Annotated in this window: 18 protein-coding genes and 1 pseudogene; 9 read left to right on the forward strand and 10 right to left on the reverse strand. The window is 68.7% G+C overall.

Features of this window, described 5'->3' with window-relative positions; all coding sequences use genetic code 11:
• The first annotated feature begins 157 nt into the window (after positions 1-157).
• Positions 158-646 (forward strand): YajQ family cyclic di-GMP-binding protein, encoded by a 489-nt coding sequence (locus ACX80I_RS12675; RefSeq protein ID WP_459345479.1) that lies wholly within the window; start codon positions 158-160, stop codon positions 644-646.
• A gap of 80 nt (positions 647-726) precedes the next feature.
• Here ACX80I_RS12675 and htpX read toward each other — a convergent pair whose 3' ends face one another.
• The 3 genes from htpX to ACX80I_RS12690 all read right to left on the reverse strand — a co-directional run bounded on the left by htpX (position 727) and on the right by ACX80I_RS12690 (position 3,775).
• A complete protein-coding gene (htpX, locus tag ACX80I_RS12680) occupies positions 727-1,605 on the reverse strand; it encodes a zinc metalloprotease HtpX (RefSeq protein WP_459345480.1) in 879 nt (292 codons plus the stop codon).
• Positions 1,606-1,734: 129 nt separating this feature from the next.
• Positions 1,735-3,021: an MFS transporter gene (locus tag ACX80I_RS12685; RefSeq protein ID WP_459345481.1), complete on the reverse strand. Its 1,287-nt coding sequence runs from the start codon at positions 3,019-3,021 to the stop codon at positions 1,735-1,737.
• A gap of 49 nt (positions 3,022-3,070) precedes the next feature.
• Positions 3,071-3,775, reverse strand: a complete 705-nt coding sequence (locus ACX80I_RS12690; RefSeq protein ID WP_459345482.1) for an alpha/beta hydrolase — start codon at positions 3,773-3,775, stop codon at positions 3,071-3,073.
• A gap of 92 nt (positions 3,776-3,867) precedes the next feature.
• On the opposite strand from ACX80I_RS12690, the gene ACX80I_RS12695 reads away from it, so the two are divergent.
• The 4 genes from ACX80I_RS12695 to ACX80I_RS12710 all read left to right on the forward strand — a co-directional run bounded on the left by ACX80I_RS12695 (position 3,868) and on the right by ACX80I_RS12710 (position 7,751).
• Complete coding sequence (locus ACX80I_RS12695; RefSeq protein ID WP_459345483.1) at positions 3,868-4,356, forward strand: Fur family transcriptional regulator; 489 nt, start codon at positions 3,868-3,870, stop codon at positions 4,354-4,356.
• Positions 4,357-4,363: 7 nt separating this feature from the next.
• Positions 4,364-5,851: a catalase gene (locus ACX80I_RS12700; protein ID WP_459345484.1), complete on the forward strand. Its 1,488-nt coding sequence runs from the start codon at positions 4,364-4,366 to the stop codon at positions 5,849-5,851.
• A 149-nt stretch (positions 5,852-6,000) separates the two neighbouring features.
• Positions 6,001-7,008, forward strand: coding sequence for an adenosine deaminase (locus ACX80I_RS12705; RefSeq protein ID WP_459345485.1), 1,008 nt, complete (start codon positions 6,001-6,003; stop codon positions 7,006-7,008).
• Between the two features lie 104 nt (positions 7,009-7,112).
• Positions 7,113-7,751 (forward strand): YitT family protein, encoded by a 639-nt coding sequence (locus tag ACX80I_RS12710; protein WP_459345486.1) that lies wholly within the window; start codon positions 7,113-7,115, stop codon positions 7,749-7,751.
• A gap of 23 nt (positions 7,752-7,774) precedes the next feature.
• Here ACX80I_RS12710 and ACX80I_RS12715 read toward each other — a convergent pair whose 3' ends face one another.
• Both ACX80I_RS12715 and ACX80I_RS12720 read right to left on the reverse strand, forming a co-directional pair.
• Complete coding sequence (locus ACX80I_RS12715) at positions 7,775-10,324, reverse strand: MMPL family transporter (protein ID WP_459345487.1); 2,550 nt, start codon at positions 10,322-10,324, stop codon at positions 7,775-7,777.
• A gap of 35 nt (positions 10,325-10,359) precedes the next feature.
• The gene (locus ACX80I_RS12720; RefSeq protein ID WP_459345488.1) at positions 10,360-11,031 is read right to left on the reverse strand and encodes a TetR/AcrR family transcriptional regulator; all 672 of its coding nucleotides are present in this window, start codon (positions 11,029-11,031) and stop codon (positions 10,360-10,362) included.
• 124 nt (positions 11,032-11,155) lie between these two features.
• On the opposite strand from ACX80I_RS12720, the gene ACX80I_RS12725 reads away from it, so the two are divergent.
• The 3 genes from ACX80I_RS12725 (at position 11,156) to ACX80I_RS12735 (ending at position 13,639) form a co-directional block, all read left to right on the forward strand.
• Positions 11,156-12,130, forward strand: coding sequence for an aldo/keto reductase (locus ACX80I_RS12725; protein WP_459345489.1), 975 nt, complete (start codon positions 11,156-11,158; stop codon positions 12,128-12,130).
• 220 nt (positions 12,131-12,350) lie between these two features.
• Complete coding sequence (locus ACX80I_RS12730; RefSeq protein WP_459345490.1) at positions 12,351-13,268, forward strand: cation diffusion facilitator family transporter; 918 nt, start codon at positions 12,351-12,353, stop codon at positions 13,266-13,268.
• Entirely contained in the window at positions 13,268-13,639 is a 372-nt protein-coding gene (locus tag ACX80I_RS12735) for an ArsR/SmtB family transcription factor (RefSeq protein ID WP_459345491.1), read from the forward strand. The genes ACX80I_RS12730 and ACX80I_RS12735 overlap by 1 nt, the downstream gene beginning before the upstream one ends.
• Here ACX80I_RS12735 and ACX80I_RS12740 read toward each other — a convergent pair.
• Together ACX80I_RS12740 and exaC are read right to left on the reverse strand one after the other, a co-directional pair.
• Positions 13,636-14,079: a DUF779 domain-containing protein gene (locus tag ACX80I_RS12740; protein ID WP_459345492.1), complete on the reverse strand. Its 444-nt coding sequence runs from the start codon at positions 14,077-14,079 to the stop codon at positions 13,636-13,638. The two genes, ACX80I_RS12735 and ACX80I_RS12740, sit on opposite strands and share 4 nt — an antisense overlap.
• Positions 14,080-14,087: 8 nt before the next feature.
• Entirely contained in the window at positions 14,088-15,611 is a 1,524-nt protein-coding gene (exaC, locus tag ACX80I_RS12745) for an acetaldehyde dehydrogenase ExaC (protein WP_459345493.1), read from the reverse strand.
• A 702-nt stretch (positions 15,612-16,313) separates the two neighbouring features.
• Between exaC and ACX80I_RS12750 the strand changes: the two genes are divergently transcribed.
• Positions 16,314-16,991, forward strand: a complete 678-nt coding sequence (locus tag ACX80I_RS12750; protein WP_459345661.1) for a hypothetical protein — start codon at positions 16,314-16,316, stop codon at positions 16,989-16,991.
• A 116-nt stretch (positions 16,992-17,107) separates the two neighbouring features.
• On the opposite strand, the pseudogene ACX80I_RS12755 reads toward ACX80I_RS12750, so the two are convergent.
• The 3 genes and pseudogenes from ACX80I_RS12755 to ACX80I_RS12765 all read right to left on the reverse strand — a co-directional run.
• Positions 17,108-17,857: pseudogene (locus tag ACX80I_RS12755) on the reverse strand (M23 family metallopeptidase); the annotation flags it as partial.
• A gap of 81 nt (positions 17,858-17,938) precedes the next feature.
• Entirely contained in the window at positions 17,939-19,261 is a 1,323-nt protein-coding gene (locus tag ACX80I_RS12760; RefSeq protein ID WP_459345494.1) for a GAF domain-containing protein, read from the reverse strand.
• 59 nt (positions 19,262-19,320) lie between these two features.
• Positions 19,321-20,742, reverse strand: a complete 1,422-nt coding sequence (locus ACX80I_RS12765; RefSeq protein ID WP_459345495.1) for an FAD-dependent oxidoreductase — start codon at positions 20,740-20,742, stop codon at positions 19,321-19,323.
• Positions 20,743-20,769: the final 27 nt, after the last annotated feature.

Consider the following 20,769-nt stretch of genomic DNA (forward strand, 5'->3'; position numbering starts at 1 on the left):
TTCGGCTCCTCTGGTGCGGTAGGTGGCTCCCAGCGTGCCACCCGAGCGTGTACGCACCCCCGGTGGGAACTGGCACGGAGCTGTGAACCGTTCGGCGCCCGGCGCAGGGGTTGCGGATAGTCTTGATGCAAGAAACCCAACACCCCGAGGAGGCACCGTGGCGAGCGAATCCACGTTCGACGTCGTAAGCAAAGTGGACAAGCAGGAGGTCGCCAACGCGCTCAACCAGGCGCAGAAGGAGATCGCTCAGCGGTACGACTTCAAGGGAGTCGGCGCCGAAGTGGACTTCAGCGGCGAGAAGATTCTTATGAAGGCCAACTCGGAGGAGCGCGTCCTGGCCGTGCTCGATGTCCTGCAGTCCAAGATGATCAAGCGCGGCATCTCCCTGAAGTCCCTCGACACCGGCGAGCCCTACCCGTCCGGCAAGGAATTCCGCCTGGAGACCTCCATCAAAGAGGGCATCGCCCAGGACATCGCCAAGAAGATCAACAAGCTCATCCGCGACGAGGGCCCGAAGGGCGTCAAGTCCCAGATCCAGGGTGACGAGCTGCGCGTCAGCTCCAAGTCCCGCGACGACCTGCAGGCCACCATAGCCCTGCTGAAGAACTTCGACGAAGCCGACCTGCAGTTCGTCAACATGCGCTAGGTTCCGCCAGGAGAGCGTCGACGATGACCGCGGCCCCACACCTTCCGCAGGTGGGGCCGCCGTCGTCGTACAGGACGCCGTCAACGCAGCGGACGGCCCGCCATGCCCTCGAGGCGCGCGATGCGCTCGCCCATCGGCGGGTGGGTGGCGAACAGCCGGCCCATCCCCCCGCCCCTGAACGGGTTGGCGATCATGAGGTGCGAGGTGTTCACGAGGCGCTGGTCCTGCGGGAGCGGAGCACGCTGGGTGCCGGTCTCCAGCTTCCGGAGGGCCGAGGCGAGCGCCAGGGGATCGTCGGTCAGGACCGCGCCGTCCTCGTCGGCGTCGTACTCGCGGGTGCGGCCGATGGCCGTCTGGACGAGGCCCGCGGCGAGCGGGGCGAGGATGGCGAGGAGCAGCGCACCGATGGCGTTGCCGCCCTGGTTCCGGTTGCCGCCCATCATGCCGGTGAAGGCGAACATCTGCGCGACCGAGGTGATGACACCTGCGACGGCGGCCGCGATGGACCCGGTGAGGATGTCACGGTTGTACACGTGCATGAGCTCGTGTCCGAGGACGCCACGCAGTTCGCGCTCGTCGAGCAGCTGCAGGATGCCCTGCGTGCAGCACACCGCTGAGTTCTCCGGATTACGGCCGGTTGCGAAGGCGTTCGGCGCCAGAGTCGGTGAGATGTAGAGCCTCGGCATCGGCTTGCCGGCGCGCGCGCTCAGCTCCCTGACGATCCGGTACATGGCGGGCGCCTGCTGCTCGGTGACCTCGACGGCACCCATGCTGCGGATGGCGATCTTGTCGCTGTTCCAGTAGCTGTAGGCGATCGACCCGACGCCGAAGAGGGCGAAGATCCAGATGAAGGACGAACTGCCCGTGGCGCCGGCGATCACTGCGCCGAAGACGAGGAAGATGCCCATGAGGGCGCCGAACAACAACGCCGTCTTGGCCCCGTTGAAATGGTTGTGCACTGTCACTCCTTGGCTGTAGCGGCCCGGTGGCCCATCGGTACAACGGCGGGTCGGAGCGGGGTGTTCCGATCATCGTACGGCGGCGCGCTGCACGGCGGCTGGGAAAAGGGCGGCTGGGAAAAGCGGCGGTCAGGGCTCCGGCCGGCGGGAGTCGTACCGGGCGAAGCGCGGCTGCCAGCGGGCCAGAGCGAGCACCAGCACCACGCAGCAGAGGCCGCCGACGACGGCGGTCCAGCCCTCCCCCAGCCACGCCGCCTGCCCGCCGGCCACCATGTCCCCGAGCCGGGGACCACCCGCGACGACGACGATGAAGACGCCCTGGAGGCGTCCGCGCATCGCGTCCGGCGTCGCCGACTGCAGGATGGTGTTGCGGAAGACGCTGCTGATGGAGTCTGCGACGCCCGCGAGGACGAGGCATGCGGATGCGGGCAGCACCCAGGCGGACAGTTCCCCCTCGCCGGGTGCCGGCAGGGCGGACGAGGTCGCAAGGACGACGACCAGCCCGAAGCCGGCCACGGAGGCACCCCACCCGACGATGGACCAGATGACGGCCTGGCCCTGCTTGTGCACGCGGCCCAGCGGTCCCGAGAACAGGCCGGCCAGCACCGACCCGAAGGCGGCCGAGGCGAGCAGGATGCCCACGGTCCGCTCGCCCCCGCCGATGAGCACTGCGCCGACGGCGGGCAGCAGTGCACGCGGCTGGGAGGTGATCATGGCGATGAGGTCGAGGATGAAGGTCATGCGGATGTTCGGCCGCGTGCCGAGGAAGCGGAAGCCCTCGAGTACCGTGGCGAGGCCCGCCCGCCGGGTCGGGCCCTCGGGTGGCAGGGGCGGGAGGCGGAAGACGGCCCACAGCGCGAACGTGAAGGTGACGACGTCGACCGTGTACGTCCAGGCGTAGCCCACCTGTGCCACGAGGACACCGGCGAGCAGCGGGCCGACGGTGAATGCGAGCCCGAAGGTGATCATGCTCAGCGCATTCGCCGCGGGCAGCAGTGCCGGGCGGACGAGGCGCGGGATGATCGAGCTGCGCGTGGGCTGGTTGATGCCGGCGGCTCCCGACTGGATGGCGATCAGGATGTACAGCAGCCAGACGCTGTCTGCGCCGATCCAGGCCTGGGCCGCGATGGCCATGGTGGTGCCCCACAGCGCCAGGCCCGAGAAGAGCGCCACCCTGCGGCGATCCTGCGCATCCGCGACCGCACCACCGTATAGGCCCGCGACGACGAGCGGCACCAGGGCGAAGAGACTGAGCAGCCCGACGCTGAAGGTCGACTGCGTGAGCGCGTAGATCTGCAGGCTCACGGCAACGATGGTGAGCTGCGTACCGATGGCGGAGAGTGCCGTACCGATGTAGAGCCGGCGGAATGCCGGGGACTCCCTCAGCGGGGTGATGTCGGCGAGGAGTCTGGGCACGGGAAGAGTCTAGCCGGGCATTGGTTCGCACCAGCAACCAAACGGCGGCTCAGGCGGCGTCGCGCTCCCCCGCCTCGATGGCGCGGTCGACTTCCTGCAGCACACGCGCGTCGGCGATGGGGCGGAAGTGGCCCATCGTGTCGAGCTGGATGTTGCGTGCACCCTCCACGAAACTGCCGCCCGGGATATGCGGATCGAACCGGCCGTAGATCGAGGTGATGTGCGCATTGATGTCGAGGTTGGCGAGCAGCGCCCGCAGGGTCCGGTCCCGGGGGGAGAAGGCACGGATGCTCGGCAGGAGGAAGAAGTTGGCGTAGATGGAGCCGGAGAACGGCGTATTGATCGCCACCAGGCGGGTGATGCGTGGAGCAATGCTGGACATGGTCATGAGGAACTTGCCGATCAGTCCGCCCTTGCTGTGCGCGACTACGACGACATCGGTGAGGTCGTGCTCCTCGATGTAGCCGGCGGCCAGCAGGGCCATGGCTTCCACGGTGCCGCGGTTGTAGCCCAGCTTCTGCACCACGTGGACCGGATGGCCGGCCCGATGCAGGTGGTCGGCGATCGGCCGCATGAACTGCCATGTCTCGTAGATGCCAGGGATCAGCAGCACGGGGGCCTTGCCCTCGGGCGCTCCCGGCGCCGGCGTCAGATACCGTGCCGGGTCCTCCCGAAGGACGAAGCCGTGCACCTGCCAGAAACCGACATAGGCGTAGTCCAGCATCCAGGCCCAGCCCCGCTCGAGGAGATTCACACTCTCCACGGTACCGACCGGATGGGCCGCGTGGTGCGCAAGTTAGTCGCGCCTTATTATGACTTACTCAGATTTACTGATTGACTCGGGGCATGACGAAGACAGCCAGCGCCCCGGAGGCCCGTGAGGCCCGGTGGTCGGCGGCACTGCACTCCTCCCATCGGAGGGTGACGCGCCAGCGCCTCGCCGTCCTCGCCGCCGTCGAGCAGTCGCCCCATGCCACCGCCGACGACGCCGCGGCCGCGGTCCGCGCCGCCCTGCCGCACATCACCGTGCAGTCGGTCTACGTGATCCTGGCCGACCTCACCGACCTCGGCCTCCTGCGCCGCATCGACACGCCGCACTCCCCCGCCCGGTACGAGACCCGTGTGGGCGACAACCACCACCACGCCGTCTGCACCGGCTGCGGCCGGATCGAGGACGTCGACTGCGCCGTGGGACACGCCCCCTGCCTGACTCCCGAGTGGTCGCCCGGCGCGCACCGCATGACCATCCAGATCGCCGAGGTCCTCTACCAGGGCCTCTGCGACGACTGCCGCTCGGCAGCTCCCAGCCCCCACCCATCCGAATCCCACGAATAGGAGCACTATGTCCGCGAACTTCAGCACCACGCAGTCCGGCGCCCCCGTCATCGATGACAGCAACTCGTCCGTCCTCGGGCGCGACGGCGCGATCCCGCTGACCGACCACTACCTCGTCGAGAAGCTCGCCCAGTTCAACCGCGAGCGCGTCCCCGAGCGCGTGGTCCACGCCAAGGGCGGCGGAGCCTTCGGTGTTTTCGAGACCACCGAGGACGTCAGCATGTACACCCGCGCGGCGCTCTTCCAGCAGGGTACGACGACGGAGACCCTCCTCCGCTTCTCCTCCGTGGCCGGCGAGCAGGGTTCGCCCGACACGTGGCGCGACCCCCGCGGCTTCGCGCTCAAGTTCTACACCTCCGAAGGCAACTACGACCTCGTGGGCAACAACACCCCGGTGTTCTTCATCCGCGACGGCATCAAGTTCCCCGACTTCATCCACTCGCAGAAGCGCCTCCCCGGCACCAACCTGCGCGACGCCGACATGCAGTGGGACTTCTGGACCCTGAGCCCCGAATCGGCGCACCAGGTGACCTGGCTGATGGGCGACCGCGGCCTGCCCAACTCCTGGCGCACCATGAACGGTTACGGCTCGCACACGTACATGTGGATCAACGAGTCCAACGAGAAGTTCTGGGTAAAGTACCACTTCAAGTCCAACCAGGGCCACGAGGTCCTCACCGTCGACGAGGCCGAGTCCCTGGCCGGTTCGGACGCCGATCACCACCTGCGCGACCTGTCCGAGAACATCGCCAGGGGCAACCACCCGAGCTGGGACCTCAAGGTCCAGATCATGCCCTACGACGATGCGAAGACGTACCGCTTCAACCCGTTCGACCTCACGAAGGTCTGGCCGCAGGCCGACTACCCCCTGATCCCGGTCGGCCGGCTCACGCTCAACCGCAACCCGGAGAACTACTTCGCGCAGATCGAGCAGGCCACCTTCGCGCCGTCGAACTTCGTGCCCGGCATCGCCGCGAGCCCCGACCGCATGCTGCAGGCCCGCATCTTCTCCTACGCGGACGCCCACCGCTACCGCGTGGGTACCAACCACGCGCAGCTGCCGGTGAACATGCCGAAGAACGAGGTGCGGAACTACTCGAAGGACGGCTCCGGCCGCTACCACTTCAACTCCGCTTCCACCCCGGTGTACGCCCCGAACTCGGTGGGCGGACCCGCCGCGGATCCCGCACAGTACGGTGCGCACGGCGGCTGGGAGAACGACGGCGACCTCGTCCGGGCGGCGCACTCCCTCCACCCGGAGGATGACGACTTCGGCCAGGCCGGAACGCTGTACCGCGAGGTGTTCGACGACGCCCAGCGTGCCCGCTTCCTTGAGACGATCACCGGCGCGGTCGGCGGCGTGAAGAGCGACGAAATCCGTGCCCGGGCCGTCCAGTACTGGGCCAACGTGGATGCCGAACTCGGCGCGAAGCTTGCCGCAAACCTCGGGCGCGGCGTCACGCCGGCCACCGAGTCGGAAGCAGCCCTCTACTAGGGGAACCGCACCGGCCGGCAGGAACCACTGCAGGAACTGCACGAACACCGCACGAACGAAGGGCGGACCCGCACGGGTCCGCCCTTCCGCGTCCGCCCGCCGGGCCCGGCGGTTCGCCACGTGGCGGTGCGCTCTCCTAGGCTGGGGCGATGCCGTCATTGCCCTGCGCCGAACTCCACCTGCACATCGAGGGGACCCTCGAGCCCGATCTCATCTTCGCGCTCGCCGCCCGCAACGGGATCGACCTCCCCTACGCCGACACCGCGGACCTCGCGGCCCGCTACGCCTTCACGGACCTTCAGTCCTTCCTCGATCTCTACTACGCGAACATGGACGTGCTGCGCACGGAAGAGGACTTCGCGGACATGACGCGGGCGTACCTCCGCCGCGCATCCGCCGCCGGCGTGCGCCACGCCGAGATCATGATGGACCCGCAGGCGCACCTCGCCCGCGGCGTCGCCCTCGAGACGTGCGTGAACGGAGTGGCGGGGGCCCTCGCCACGAGCGAGACCGAGTTCGGCGTCAGCACGGCGCTCATCGCCGCGTTCCTCCGCGACCGTCCGGCCGCGGAGGCGCTCGGAGTGCTGCAGGACCTTCTCGCCATGGACGCCCCCATCATCGGTATCGGTCTCGATTCGGCGGAGGTGGGATACCCGCCGTCGCTCTTCTCCGAGGTGTACGAGAGTGCCCGCAGCGCCGGCCTGAAATGCATCGCGCACGCTGGCGAGGAGGGCCCTCCCGCCTACATCTGGGAGGCGCTCGACGTCCTGCGGGTGGACCGGCTGGACCACGGCATCCGCTGCATGGAGGACGACACCCTCGTGGAGCGGCTCGTCCTCGACCGCGTACCGCTGACCGTCTGTCCGCTCTCGAACGTCCGGCTCCGCGCCATCGACACCCTGCCGGACCATCCTCTGCCGGAGATGCTGGCCCGCGGCCTGAACGTGTCCGTGAACTCGGACGATCCTGCCTACTTCGGCGGCTACGTGGACGACAACTTCACAGCGCTGGGGAAGGCCTTCGGGCTGGACGCGGACCAGCTCGCCACGCTTGCCGGGAACTCGTTCCGGTCCGCGTTCCTCGATGACGGACGCCGTGCGGCACTGCTGGCCGAGGTGGAGGCCTGGCGGGCTGCGGAGCAGTCCGGTACCGCCTGACTCCGGACGACACCGTCCTGCGCCGGAAGGCGCCGGCTGTGCTTTCCTTCACATCCGGGGGGATGCATTGGTCCCGCGGAAAGGGCCGGTGATACCTTGCGGCCATGGACACCACCACGCACCGCCCCGAACTCGACGACGCAGACCTGATCGTCCGGCACTCCGTGCTGGAGGACGTCCTCGGGATGGTCACGGGCACGTTCACGGTGTCCCTCGGCCTGTTCCTGCTCAAGACGAGCGGCGCGGTCACCGGCGGTACGGCCGGCCTCGCCCTGCTGCTGAGCTACGCGGGAGGACTCCCCTTCAGCGTCCTGTTCTTCGCCGTGAACGTGCCCTTCTTCGCCCTGGCGGTGTGGAAGAAGGGCTGGGACTTCACCCTTCGCACCATGGCGGCGGTCGCCCTCGTCTCGGGCCTGTCCTACCTGCACCCGCTGGCGCTCGGCGGGATGACCCTCAACCCGCTCTACGCCGCCCTCGGCGGCAACCTGCTGGCCGGGGTCGGACTCCTCATCCTCTTCCGGCACAAGGCGAGCCTCGGCGGTTTCAACATCCTCGCGCTGATCCTGCAGGAACGACTGAACTGGCGAGCCGGGTACGTGCAGATGGCACTGGACACGGGCATCATCCTCGCCGCCTTCACCGTCGTCGAGCCGGCGACCGTCCTGCTGTCCGCGATCGGCGCCGTGCTGCTCAACCTCGTGCTGGCCCTCAACCACCGGCCCGGGCGCTACCTCGGCGCGTAGCCCACCCGGGCCCCGTAACCGCCCTACACCGGGACCGGCTCCCGCTCCTTCTCCTCGCGCAGGAGCCTCGCGCCCTCGACGTCGACGTCGGGCAGGATCCGTCCGAGCCATGCGGGCAGCCACCATGCATGCCTGCCCAGGAGGTACATCGCGGCCGGGACCAGCGTCATACGGACCACGAACGCGTCCAGCAGCACCCCGAAGGCGAGTCCGAAGCCAATGGGACGCACCATGGCGAGGTGCGAGAAGACGAAGCCCGCGAAGACGGAGACCATGATGATGGCCGCGGCCGTGACCACGCGCGCCCCGTGGCTGAAGCCGACGCGCACCGCCGCCTTGGGGTCGCCGCCATGGACGTACGCCTCGCGCATGCCGGACACCAGGAACATCTGGTAGTCCATGGCGAGCCCGAAGAGCACACCGATCAGGATGATCGGGAGGAAGCTCAGGATCGGCCCCGGATTGGTGATGCCGAAGAAGTCGCCCAGCCAGCCCCACTGGTAGATGGCGACCGTGGCGCCGAAGCTCGCGAGGAGCGAGAGCAGGAAGCCGGCGGTCGCGATGACGGGCACGAGGATCGAGCGGAAGACCAGCAGCAGCAGGATCAGCGACAGCCCGACGACGATGCCGAGGTAGACCGGCAGCGCCTCCATGAGTTTGGCCGAGACGTCGATGTTGGCGGCGGTCTGGCCGGTGACGGCGATGGGGACGCCGGTCTGGTCCTCGAATTCGTCGGTCGAGTTCCGCAGGTCGCGGACGAGGTTCTCCGTGGGCTCGCTGGCCGGACCCTCCTCCGGGATGACCTGGAAGATCGCCGTGCGGCCGTCCTCGCTCACCGTCGCGGGCACGGAGGCGGCCACGCCGGGGACCTTGCGCAGCAGGTCGTTGACGTCCAGCTGCAGGGCCGTCAGCTCCGCCTCGTCGGCCGTCTCGGGCAGGGACCCGACGACGATCAGCGGCCCGTTGGTTCCTGCTCCGAACTTCTCACCGATGGTGCTGTAGGCCTGGAACGCCGTCGAGTCGGCGGGCTCCGTGCCGCCGTCGGGCAGCCCTACGCGCAGTTGCGCAGCCGGGATCGCGATGACCCCCAGCAGGACCACACCGGCGAGGACCGTCAGAACGGGCTTCCGGGTCACGAGTCCGCCCCAGCCGGAGCCGTTCGCCGCCCGCTGGTCCGCGAGGGACGTCCCACTGTCGCTGTCCACGGGCACCGCCGCCGAATGCTTGTGGCCGCGTGCCTTGTCCCAGCGGCGCTTCGAGATGATCCGCCGCCCCATCAGGGCGAGGAGTGCCGGCGTCAGGGTCAGCGCCACGAGCACCGAGACGGCGACCGTACCGGCAGCCGACAGGCCCATCACGGTCAGGAACGGCAGCCCGGGGACCGCGAGCGCCGCCAGCGCAACGATCACCGTGATGCCCGCGAAGAGGACGGCGTTGCCTGCCGTTCCGGTCGCGCGGGCGATCGACTCCTGCATCTCCATGCCGTGCAGCAGCTGCGTCCGGTGGCGGTTCACGATGAACAGTGAGTAGTCGATGCCGACGGCGAGGCCGAGCATCAGGGCGAGGACCGGCGAGATGCTGTTCAGCTCGACGACGCCCGAGAGTGCGAACGTGATACCTACGCCCACTCCGACGCCCACCACGGCCATGAGGAGCGGCAGGCCGGCAGCGATCAGCGTACCGAGCATGACGATGAGGACGGCGGCGGCGACGGCCAGGCCGAGGGCCTCCGTGGCGCCGACGATGCCGGAAACGTCCTCGACGATCTCCTTGCTGTAGTCGACGGTCACTCCTGCGGACTCGGCCTCTGCGGCCTGCTCCTGCACGCTCTCCCGCAGTTCGGGCGAGACGCTGTTGATCTGCTGGTCGAACTGGACGCTGGCGACGGCGGTGGAGCCGTCCTCGGACAGGAGGCGCACACCGGAGGTAGCGTCCACCTGCCGCTGCCCGAGGTCGAGCTGGGTCCTGCTCGCCTCGAGCCGCTCACGTCCGGCGTCGAGTTCCGTCCGGCTGGCGTCGAGCTGGGCCTGCCCCTGCTCGAGCTGCTGCTCGATGGCCGCGACCCGCGCCGGGCGAAGCAGGCGGCGGGCCTGCTCGAACTGGGCGCGCTGCTGGTCGAGCTTGGCCTGCCCCTGCTCGAGCTGCTCCTCGCCCGCGCTCAGCTGCTGCTCGCCCGCCTCCAGCTCGGCGCGTCCTGACTCGAGGTCCTTGGCCCCGGCCGCCATCTGGTCCGCCACGTCGAACGGATCGATGACGCCCCGGACCCCGTCGAGCCCCGAGATGGCTGTCAGCGCGGCCTGGACTCCCTCGCGCTGCTCCGGCGAGAACGCGGTCCCGTCGTCGGTGGTGAAGACGACCGTACCCGTGCCGCCCACGGCCTCGGGCAGTTCCTCACGCAACCGGTCGGAGATGCGCTGCGACTCGGTGCCGGGAATCGTGAAGTTGTTCGTCAGGGTGCCGGAGAAGGCGACGGCGGCGCCCCCCACCGCGAGCATGATCGCGAGCCAGGCGGAAATGACCCACCATCGCCTGCGGAAGGCGAACGAGCCGAGCCGGTAGAGCAGAAAAGCCATGAGGAATCCTTGCGGGGAGTCGGGAAGCGGAAGGGTCAGGAACCGGCAGGAGGGCCGCCGGGGACGGCGACGGAATCGGCGACGGGATCAGCGAAGCCGTCCCGCAGCATGGCCAGGGAAGCGAGGATACGCGCCTCGAGCTGCTTGCCGGAGTCGTCGCCCGACTCCGGCGTACTCGCCGCCCAGTCCCGCATCGCGGCCTTCGTGCAGGACAGCACGCACCCTACGAGGGCCGAGAGGTAGAGATCCGGCGCGGCGGCCCCGAGCCGGCGGCGCAGTGCCCCGACGATCCGGGTCTCGGCCCGCTCCCACGAATGGAGCTGGGCGCGCAGGAGGTCGGGATTCGTGTCCGCCATGCGGAAGAGTTCGCCGTGCAGCGACAGGCCCTCCATCCGCGTCGTCTCGCTGAAGGAGCGCACGATGGAGTCGAACAGCGGTTCATCGGAGGGCATCTGCCCGAAGACCTCGAGCGCCAGCTCGAGGAACGTGTCGGTGCGGACGGTCAGCGCATCCTCCGCACTGTGGAAGTAGTTGAAGAACGTCCGGCGCGAGACCCCGGCGCGTCCTGCGATCTGGTCGACGGTGAAGGCCCCCGGGCCGACGGACCGTGCGAGGTCGAAGGCCGCGTCGGCGATCGCGCGGCGCGTGTCGGCCTTGTTCTGCTCGCGGCGCCCCAGCGGCTCCGCATTGTCGGTGGTACTCAGCACGGACCAAGCCTAGATGCGAAGTTGCACACCGTGCAACAAATGCGATGGCGGGATTCCCTCGTGCTCCGTTCCCGCCGGGCGTACTCTTGCCCAGGCACCCTACCCTCGACTCCGGAGGCATCCCATGAAGACCATCACCCTCGGCTCCGGCCTCGACGTCTCCCGGCTCGGCCTGGGCTGCATGGGAATGTCCGCGTTCTACACGGGCAGCGGCAAGGACGACGCCGGCGCCACGAGGACCATCCACCGGGCCCTCGATCTCGGGGTCACCTTCTTCGACACCGCGGAGATCTACGGCCCCTACACGAACGAGGAACTGCTGGGCCGTGCCCTCCGGGGCAGGCGGGACGAGGCCGTGATCGCCACGAAGTTCGGGACGATCCGCCACACGGCCGGCGATGCCCGGGGCCTGGACGGCAGCCAGGAGAACGTGCGGCTCTCGGTCGAAGGATCCCTCAAGCGCCTGGCGGTCGATTCCATCGACCTCTACTACCAGCACCGCATGGACCCATCCGTGCCGGTGGAGGACACCATGGGCGCCCTGGCCGGACTGGTCCAGGAGGGCAAGATCCGGCACATCGGCCTCTCCGAGGCAGCGCCGGAGACCATCCGCAGGGCGCACGCGGTCCACCCGGTGACAGCACTGCAGACGGAGTACTCGCTGTGGAGCAGGGATCCCGAAGCCGAGATCCTCCCGCTGGTGCGCGAACTCGGTATCGGCTTCGTGCCCTACTCCCCGCTCGGCAGGGGATTCCTGACCGGGACCATCCGCTCGGTCGACCAGCTCGACGAGACGGACTTCCGCCGCAACAATCCCCGTTTCGCCGGAGAGAACCTGCAGGCGAACATCCGGATCGTTGAACAGGTGGACGACGTCGCACGCCAACTCGACGCCACCCCCGGGCAGGTCGCCCTGGCCTGGCTCCTGGCGCAGGGAGACGATATCGCCCCGATCCCCGGCACCAAGCAGGTGCGCTACCTCGAGGAGAACGTCGCGGCCGACGCCCTGGTCCTCACGGAGGACCAGCTCGCCCAGCTCGGTGCCGTCGCGGCTCCCGTCGGGGACCGCTACGAGGACATGTCGGCCGTCAACCGCTAGCCGGAGGGCAGTACCGGCGGTTCGCAAGGGGGAACTTTCCGCCCAGGACCGTCCTTTCCGGTGATGGACCGTAAGGATGCTTGAGGTGGATCTGACATGGCAGCCCCCCCTGCTCGATCGACACCGTCCCCGGGGTGGAAGCCCGGCGACCGCGGAAATCAGTGAACCAGCGACTTCCACCGCCGGGGCCGGTGTTCATCCACCGCTGTACTATCTCCTCATGGGTTCGCACCACCACCACGCCCCCGGCGCGGCAGCCGGCCGCAAGCCGTTGGTCGGCGCGCTCGTGATCACGCTCTGCGTCTTCGTCCTTCAGGTCATCGGGGCGCTGTGGACCGGCAGCCTGGCGCTGCTCTTCGATTCGGTGCACGTCCTGACCGACGCGGCCGGCCTGGCGATGGCTCTCGGGGCCGTCTCGCTCTCGGTCCGCGCCGCCACGCCTCGGCGTTCGTGGGGTTTCCGTCGCGCGGAGGTCATCGCGGCACTGCTCCAGGCAGCGTTCCTGCTGGCGGTAGGGACCTACGTGGTCATCGAGGGAGTACGCCGCCTGATCTCGCCCGAGGACGTGGCCGCACCGGAGATGATCGTCTTCGGCGCTGTCGGCCTGGCCGGGAACCTCGCCGCCCTCGTCCTGCTTGCACGCCACCGCGCCGCCAGTTTCAACCTGAGGGCCGCGTTCCTCGAGGTGCTCAACGACGCTCTGGGGTCGGTGGCCGTCATCGCCGCCGCCGTCGTCATCACCCTGACAGGATGGATGCGCGCGGACGCCCTCGTCGCCCTCCTCATCGGTGCGCTCATCATCCCGCGCACCCTGACGCTGCTGCGCGAGACGATCGACGTCCTCCTCGAGTCCACGCCGGTCGGGATCGACCTCGAGGAGGTGCGCGCCCACATCGCCCGCCTTCCTCAGGTCCGGGACGTCCACGACCTGCACATCACCCAGATCGCCACCGGCCTGCCCGTGCTCACGGCGCACATCGTCGTCGACGACGGCTGCTATCGGGACGGCTCGGCTCACACCGTCCTCGACCAGCTCCAGGAGTGCGTCGGCCAGCACTTCGACGTGAGCATCGACCACTCCACGTTCCAGATCGAGCCGCTGGGCCACGTGCCCCACGAGACGGAGTTGAGTCACTGATGCTGGAGACCCCGACCTCGACATCGGTACTGGAGCGAGTGGGAACGGCTCTGTCGGACCCGACACGCGTGCGGGTCCTGGTGGCCCTGCGCGACGGGCCGGCGTATCCCAGTGAACTGGCCGAGGCCCTGGGCGTGAGCCGCCAGAGCCTGTCCAACCACCTCTCGTGCCTGCGCGGGTGCGGTCTCGTCGTGTCCGTTCCCGAGGGGAGACGCTCGCGCTACGAACTCGTGGATCCGAAGCTCGGCCACGCCCTCACCGATCTCCTCGGGATCGTGCTGGCGGTCGATCCGGAGCACCAGGATCACGGGCACCGGATGACTCCTGACGGAGCAAGGGGCCCGGGAAACGGTCCCGGGCCCCTTCCCTAGCCCATCAGCCTCGAGCGGATGAGGAACCGCTTGCCCTCCGGAGCTTCGACGGAGAATCCACTCCCCCGGCCCTGCACCACGTCGACGGTGAGGTGGGTATGGCGCCAGTACTCGAACTGCTCCCGGGACATCCAGAACTCGATGAGCCGGGGCGCGTCGCCGTCCGCCGGGCCGGCGGCGTCTCCGCCGCCGGCCTCGTCCGCAGGCCCCGATACGGCGGTGATGTCGAGGACGCCGAGGAGGATGTCCGCCTCGGCGGTGAGGAACTCCCCCGCCGGATAGCACATCGGCGACGAACCGTCGCAACACCCGCCGGACTGGTGGAACATCAGCGGCCCGTGGACGAGCCACAGTTTGTCCAGCAGTTCGACGGCGCTCGTCGTCAGCGCCACCCGGGAGCTGACCTCCCCCGGGATGGTCACCGAGGCCTCGACGGTCATCGCATCTCCTAGAAGAACCCGAGCTTGGATTCCGAGTAGCTGACCAGCAGGTTCTTGGTCTGCTGGTAGTGGTCGAGCATCATGGCGTGGTTCTCCCGGCCGATGCCGGAGGACTTGTAGCCGCCGAACGCTGCTCCGGCGGGGTAGGCGTGGTAGTTGTTCACCCAGACCCTGCCCGCCTGGATCTCCCGGCCTGCACGATAGGCCACGTTCCCGTTCCTCGACCAGACACCGGCACCGAGGCCGTACAGCGTGTCGTTGGCGATCTCCATGGCCTCGGCGTAGTCGTCGAAGCGCGTCACGGACACGACCGGTCCGAAGATCTCCTCCTGGAACACCCGCATGCTGTTGGTACCCTCGAAGACCGTGGGTTTCACGTAGTAGCCCTCGGCGAGGTCGCCGTCGAGCACGTTCCGCTCGCCTCCGATGAGGACCTTCGCACCCTCCTGTGCGCCGATGTCCATGTAGGACAGGATCTTCTCGAGCTGATCGTTGGACGCCTGGGCTCCCACCTGCGTCTCCGTGTCCAGCGGGTTACCCTGCACCATCTTCCCCACGCGGGCGATCGCGTCGGACATGAACGAGTCGTAGATGGAGCCCTGCACGAGGGCTCTGGACGGGCACGTGCAGACCTCGCCCTGGTTGAAAGCGAACAGCGCGAAGCCCTCGAGAGCCTTGTCGTAGAACGAGTCGTTGCTGTCCGCGACATCTGAGAAGAAGATGTTGGGGCTCTTGCCGCCGAGCTCCAGCGTGACAGGAATCAGGTTCTGGCTCGCGTACTGGCTGATCAGGCGGCCCGTGGTCGTCTCACCGGTGAACGCGATCTTGCGGATGCGCTTGCTCGAGGCCAGCGGCTTGCCCGCCTCGACACCGAACCCGTTGACGACGTTCACGACGCCCGCGGGCAGGATGTCGCTGAGGAGCTCCATGAGGACGAGGATGGACGACGGCGTCTGCTCGGCCGGCTTCAGCACGACGGCGTTCCCCGCGGCAATGGCGGGGGCGAGCTTCCAGGTGGCCATGAGGATCGGGAAATTCCAGGGGATGATCTGTCCGACGACGCCGAGCGGCTCGTGGTAGTGGTAGGCCGTCATGTCGTCGTCGAGCTGTGACAGGCGCCCTTCCTGGGCGCGGATGGCGCTGGCGAAGTACCGGAAGTGGTCGGCCGCGAGCGGTATGTCGGCGGCGAGGGTTTCACGCACCGGCTTGCCGTTGTCCCAGGTCTCCGCGACCGCGAGCATTTCGAGGTTCGCCTCGATACGGTCCGCGATGCGGTTCAGGACCGAGGCCCTCTCGGCGACCGAGGTCTTGCCCCAGGCGGGAGCGGCCTTGTGTGCCGCATCGAGCGCGAGCTCGATGTCCTCCGCAGTGCCGCGCGCAACCTCACAGAAGCTCTTGCCCGTCACGGGAGAGATGTTCTCGAAATACTGGCCCTTGATCGGGGGGACCCATTCACCGCCGATCCAGTTCTCGTACCTCGGTTTGAAACTGACCTTCGAACCGTCCTGGCCGGGCTGGGCGTAAACAGGCATTGTCGAACTCCTTGAACTCCGTGAATGCGGGACGTCGTCGTCCCTGATCGACAGCGTAGGAGCCGGATGGTTGCAGCCACGTTGCATGTCCGGACCGGTCGTGCAGGCCGGTGCGCCCCGAGCGGCGCCTAGCCCTGCCCGGGCGTGGCGCCTGCCGCACCCTCGACCGGCTGGGACGGGTCCGTCCCCGGGGAGACTGTCTCGGGCTCGGTGCCAGGCTCGGTGCCGGGTTCGGTACCGGAGCCGGCCGCGGGATCAGCGGGGGCCTCGGGGTCGCCGCACGGCGGGTCGGCAGGGTCGGTCTCCTCACCCGGAGCCGTTTCAGTCCCCCCGGCCGGAGGTGTGCCCGGCACTGGATCTGTGCCCGGCACCGGAGTTCCCGTGGTCGGGTCCGTGCCCGATACCGGAGTTCCCGTGGTCGGGTCCGTGCCGGATGCGGAAGGAACCGATACGGGTTCAGGCGCTGCGGGCGTCGGGGTTTTCGATGGTGCGGGATCCGTTGTCGTCGAACCATCTGCCGACGGATTCGGAGTCGACTCGCCATCTGCCGACGGATCCGACGTCGACGGATCGGTATCGCACGATGGAGCCGGTGCGGGGTCCGTCGTCGGGGCCGGATCCGGAGTGGGATCCGGTGTCGGGGTGGGAGCCGGGGTCGGCGTGGGAGCCGGCTTTGGATCCTGCGTCGGGGTAGGAGACGGGTTGGAAGTCGATTCCGGGGTGGGAGCCGGTTTCGGGGTGGGAGTCGATTCCGGGGTGGGAGCCGGCTCCGGGGTGGGAGCCGGCGTCGGATCCACCGGCTTCGTAGCGTCCGGGCCGGAAGGGTCCGACTTCGGCGGCGTCGAAGGGCTGGACTTCGGCGGGGCCGACTTGGGCGGGACCGGCGGGGTCGTCGGCTTCACCGGGGTCGTCGGCTTCACCGGGGTCGTCGGCTTAACCGGGGTCGTCGGCTTAACCGGGGTCGTCGGCTTCACCGGGGTCGTCGGCTTCACCGGGGTCGTCGGCTTCACCGGGGTCGTCGGCTTCACCGGGGTCGTCGTCGCCGGGGTCGTCGGCTTCGTCGTCGTCGCCGGGACGGACGGGCTGGAGGCCCGTGGAACGGTCGAGGCCGGCTTGCCGGGCTTCGTGGGCGCGCTCGGGGTGGTCTTGGCGGCGCCACTCCCAGCGACAGCAGGCGGTTTCGGATCTCGGGGTGCCGAGCCGGGCACGTTCGGCGTCGCGGGCCTGGAGGGCTGCTGTCCCCCGGCTCCGACGATTCCCGAAGGACCGGATGCCACGGGGAGCGCACCGGGTTCCGTGAGGGGTGCCTGCTGGTCCGAGCGGGTGGAGGACTGCGCCCAGGCCGGGATGTTCGCGGCACTGCTGCCGACCGGCGAGTAGTCCTTCAGCTCGCCCTTACGCTCCCCATGCCGGGCGGACACCAGCTTCCACCGCGCGGGGTCGACATGTTCTCCGTCGAGGATGGTCTCGAAGTGCAGGTGGCAGCCGGTCGAGGAACCCGTCGAGCCCACTTCGGCGATGGGATCGCCGCTGTTGACGGTGTCCCCCTCCACGACCGAGATCCCCTGGAGGTGGTTGTAGCTCGTGATCAGGCCGTTGCCGTGATCGACCTCGACCCGGTTGCCGCCTCCCCACTGGTGCCACCCGACGGCACGCACCGTGCCGGCGTCGGCCGCGTAGACCGGCGTGCCGCAGGGGGCGGAGTAGTCCTGGCCCGTGTGGAATTCCCCCGCCTCCCCGGTGATGGGGCTGATGCGGAACCCGAAGGAGGAACTCGGGGCGAGCTCGTCGAGGGGTGCGAACAGCTTGCCCGCGGGCGGTCGCTGCGGAGAGACTGCGGCCGTCGCACCAGGGTTCGTGCCGGCTCCGCTTCCTGCGGGTTTCGGGGCCGCCGTCCTGTGCGGACCTGCCGCGTCGAGCGCATCAAGACTGTCGAGCGGTGCGAGCAGGGACGAGCCCACGACCCCTGTCGGAACGTCATCACCCTGGGAGACAGCGGAATGGCGCGGTGCGTCGGTCGTCACGGCCGACGCCGCTTCCCATGACTGCGGGACGATGCCCTGGAATCCGACGAAGCAGACCACCATGGCCAGGCTTGCATTCATTCTCGTGCGGGAGGTACGGACGATACGCACCCCGGGTGTTCCCGGGTGCTGGCCAGCCTGCGTCACGAATTTCCCCTTGTAGTGGTGCGTCTGGTGGTCCATCCGCAGGGCTGCTCTGCCCGCCGGATCGAAGGTCACCATGGACAACGGTAGCCCGATCACCGCCAGGTCGCGACGAATTACCGGGATCCGCTACCAAAATTTCGGAGAACTTGAGCCGGACTACGGTGCGGCTGAGAGTTCCGCCTCGAGCCACTCCACGTGCGCGACGACCGCAGCCCGCTTCGGGGACCGCCCGGGCAGGACCCGCAGCGCGACCTGCCATGCCTCGGCGTCGTACTCCGCCTCGGCGAGGGCAAGGTACTGCAGCACCGTGTCCGGCGCCCCGTCGTTGAGGACAGCGTCCCGTAGCAACGCCGAGACCTCGCCGCGCAGGCGCACGATGGACGGCGCCTGCGAGCGGGGTAGCACCGGCCCGCGGTAGATCTCGAGCGCCATGCGGTGTGCGCCGCGGTGGAGGTAGTTCAGGACCTGGACGGCGTCCACGACCAGTTCGGTGGGTACGCGGTACGGCCGGGACTGGGGAACGATCCCACCGCCGTGCCCCGCCAGGACCTTGCGCAGCCGCAGCATCTCGGCACGGACCGTAGTGACCGATGCGTCCTCGGGGTAGACCATGATGGCGAGCTGGTCCGCGGTCAGGCCCTCCGGGTGCAGGGCCAGGAGTGTCAGCAGTTCCGCGTGGCGGGGACTGAGTTCCAGCGCCGCCCCTCCGGCATGCACCATGCCGTGATCCGTGCCGAGGATCTGGAGGCTGTTCCGATAGAGGGCCGCCGGGGTACAGGCCGAGCGGCGCCGCTTCGCCCCCGGCAGCCGGCTCCTGAGCCGGTGGATGCTCAGGTGCGCCTCGGCTGCGGCCACTGCGGCCTCGACGAGCGACAGCGTGGAGGTGGCGACGGCGTCGGCCGTTCCCGTGATGTCGATGACGCCGAGCACCGTGCCCGAGTCGGGGTCACGGAGGGGTACGGCTGTACAGCTCCACGGGTGGGCCAGGGGGCTGAAGTGCTCGGCTCCCGCTATCTGGACACTGCGCTGCAGGGCCAGTGCGGTGCCCGGCGCACTCGTGCCGACGCTCGCCTCGGACCAGTCCGTGCCGGCCATGAACAGCATGCCTTCGGCACGGCGCCTCAGGTCACGATCCCCGTCGACCCAGAGCAGCCGGCCGTTCTCGTCCCCCACCGCGACGAGCATCCCCGACTCGAGGCTCGGCTGCACGAGCAGGCGGTCGATGACGGGCATGATCGCGGCGAGTGGGTGCCCCTGGCGGTACGCCTCGAGGTCCTCCTCGGAGCAGAACATCCGGGCGCGCGCCGTGCCGGGATCCGGCAGGAGGGCCAGTGACCGCAGCCAGGAGTCGTGCACGATGCCGCGCAGGTCCCCGTCCACGCCCTCTCCCTGGCCCAGTGCCTCATGGGCCGCGAGGGCCTTCCGCTGCAGGACGTCGGAGGACAGCTCCGCTACGGGGATGGAACGGGACGGCGACATCGGCACTCCGCTTCGTGATCGTCCCGTGACGTGATGGGACAGGCCACAGTGTAGCGGGACTACTCGCCGCGAGAAATGGCCACCATGTCCTCACGCGGCACGAGCTTCACGCGCTCGCGTACGAGCTCCGCGTTGCCCGACGTGTTCACGAAGTTCGCTCCCAGCTTCAGCTCGTGGGCGTCCAGCTTGAGCCAGCCTTCCCACGTCGTGTACCGCACGCCGCGCTCCGAGAGGAGGTTGATGATCGCGTCCTCGGACGGGTCCTCGGCGGGTGGCAGGTTGAGCCGGTCCTCGAGGAGGAAGCCGATCGTCTCCAGGGCGTCACCCTTCGTGTGACCGATGAGTCCCACCGGCCCACGCTTGATCCATCCCGTGGCGTAGATCCCCGGGACGGGCCTGCCGTCCTCGTCGATGACGCGTCCGCCCTCGTTCGGGATGACGCCGCGCTTGTCGTCGAACCCCACCTCGGGCAGTTCCGAGCCGAAGTACCCGATGGCCCGGTAGACGGCCTGGACGGGGTAGTCGATGAACTCGCCCGTCCCGCGGACGTTGCCGTCCCCGGTCAGCTCCGTGCGCTCGAACTTCATGCCTGCGACCTTGCCGGGCGTCTCGGGTGAGTCGTGGATCTCCACGGGCGAGTGCAGGAAGTGGAGGTGCAGGCGCCGGGAGGCACCCGTCGGCTCATCCTCCACCAGCCAGTTGGTGAGGGTCTTGACCATTGTCTTGGTCTGGTTGTTCGTCGCGATCTGCTCCTCCGAGCCCGCGTCGAAGTCGAAATCCTCGGGGTAGAGGACGATGTCGACGTCGCGGGTGTGGGAGAGTTCGCGGAGTTCGAGCGGGGTGAACTTCACCTGGGCCGGCCCGCGCCGGCCGAACACGTGGACGTCGGTCACCGGCGAGGACTTCAGGCCCTGGTAGACGTTGTCCGGGATCTCGGTGGAGAGGAGGTCGTCGGCGTGCTTCGACAGGATGCGCGCGACGTCGAGTGCGACATTGCCATTGCCGATCACCGCGACCTCCTTCGCCTCGAGGGGCCAGTCGCGGCTGACATCGGGGTGGCCGTCGTACCAGGAGACGAAGTCGGCACCTCCGAAGGAGCCCTCGAGATCGATGCCCGGGATGTCCAGGTCGGCGTCCCGGATGGCGCCCGTCGCGAAGATCACGGCGTCGTAGAAGCGGCGGAAATCGGAGAGCGTGAGGTCCCGGCCGTAGTTGACGTTGCCGAGGAAGCGGATGTCCCCGCGGTCCAGCACCTTGTGCAGGGCGTTCACGATGCCCTTGATGCGGGGGTGGTCAGGAGCAACCCCGTAACGGATCAGGCCATAGGGTGCCGGGTACTGGTCGAAGAGATCGATGCTGACGGCGAAATCGCCGCCCTGGACCTCGTTCGACTTCGTCAGGATGTCGGCAGCGTAGACGCCTGCCGGACCGGCGCCGATGATCGCGACCCGCAGCGGTCGTGCCGCAGCTGAGGTAGACACTGATTAGCCTTCTTCCCGGGATGCTCC

Source organism: Arthrobacter rhamnosi (assembly GCF_054510855.1).

What these genes read in the sequence shown, in the direction of transcription:
- ACX80I_RS12705 (WP_459345485.1), top strand. Translation starts at nt 6,001, where the DNA reads ATGCCGTCATTGCCCTGCGCCGAACTCCACCTGCACATCGAGGGGACC.
- exaC (WP_459345493.1), bottom strand. Translation starts at nt 15,611, where the DNA reads ATGCCTGTTTACGCCCAGCCCGGCCAGGACGGTTCGAAGGTCAGTTTC.
- ACX80I_RS12735 (WP_459345491.1), top strand. Translation starts at nt 13,268, where the DNA reads ATGCTGGAGACCCCGACCTCGACATCGGTACTGGAGCGAGTGGGAACG.
- ACX80I_RS12730 (WP_459345490.1), top strand. Translation starts at nt 12,351, where the DNA reads ATGGGTTCGCACCACCACCACGCCCCCGGCGCGGCAGCCGGCCGCAAG.
- ACX80I_RS12700 (WP_459345484.1), top strand. Translation starts at nt 4,364, where the DNA reads ATGTCCGCGAACTTCAGCACCACGCAGTCCGGCGCCCCCGTCATCGAT.
- ACX80I_RS12740 (WP_459345492.1), bottom strand. Translation starts at nt 14,079, where the DNA reads ATGACCGTCGAGGCCTCGGTGACCATCCCGGGGGAGGTCAGCTCCCGG.
- ACX80I_RS12710 (WP_459345486.1), top strand. Translation starts at nt 7,113, where the DNA reads ATGGACACCACCACGCACCGCCCCGAACTCGACGACGCAGACCTGATC.
- ACX80I_RS12715 (WP_459345487.1), bottom strand. Translation starts at nt 10,324, where the DNA reads ATGGCTTTTCTGCTCTACCGGCTCGGCTCGTTCGCCTTCCGCAGGCGA.
- ACX80I_RS12760 (WP_459345494.1), bottom strand. Translation starts at nt 19,261, where the DNA reads ATGTCGCCGTCCCGTTCCATCCCCGTAGCGGAGCTGTCCTCCGACGTC.
- ACX80I_RS12695 (WP_459345483.1), top strand. Translation starts at nt 3,868, where the DNA reads ATGACGAAGACAGCCAGCGCCCCGGAGGCCCGTGAGGCCCGGTGGTCG.
- ACX80I_RS12725 (WP_459345489.1), top strand. Translation starts at nt 11,156, where the DNA reads ATGAAGACCATCACCCTCGGCTCCGGCCTCGACGTCTCCCGGCTCGGC.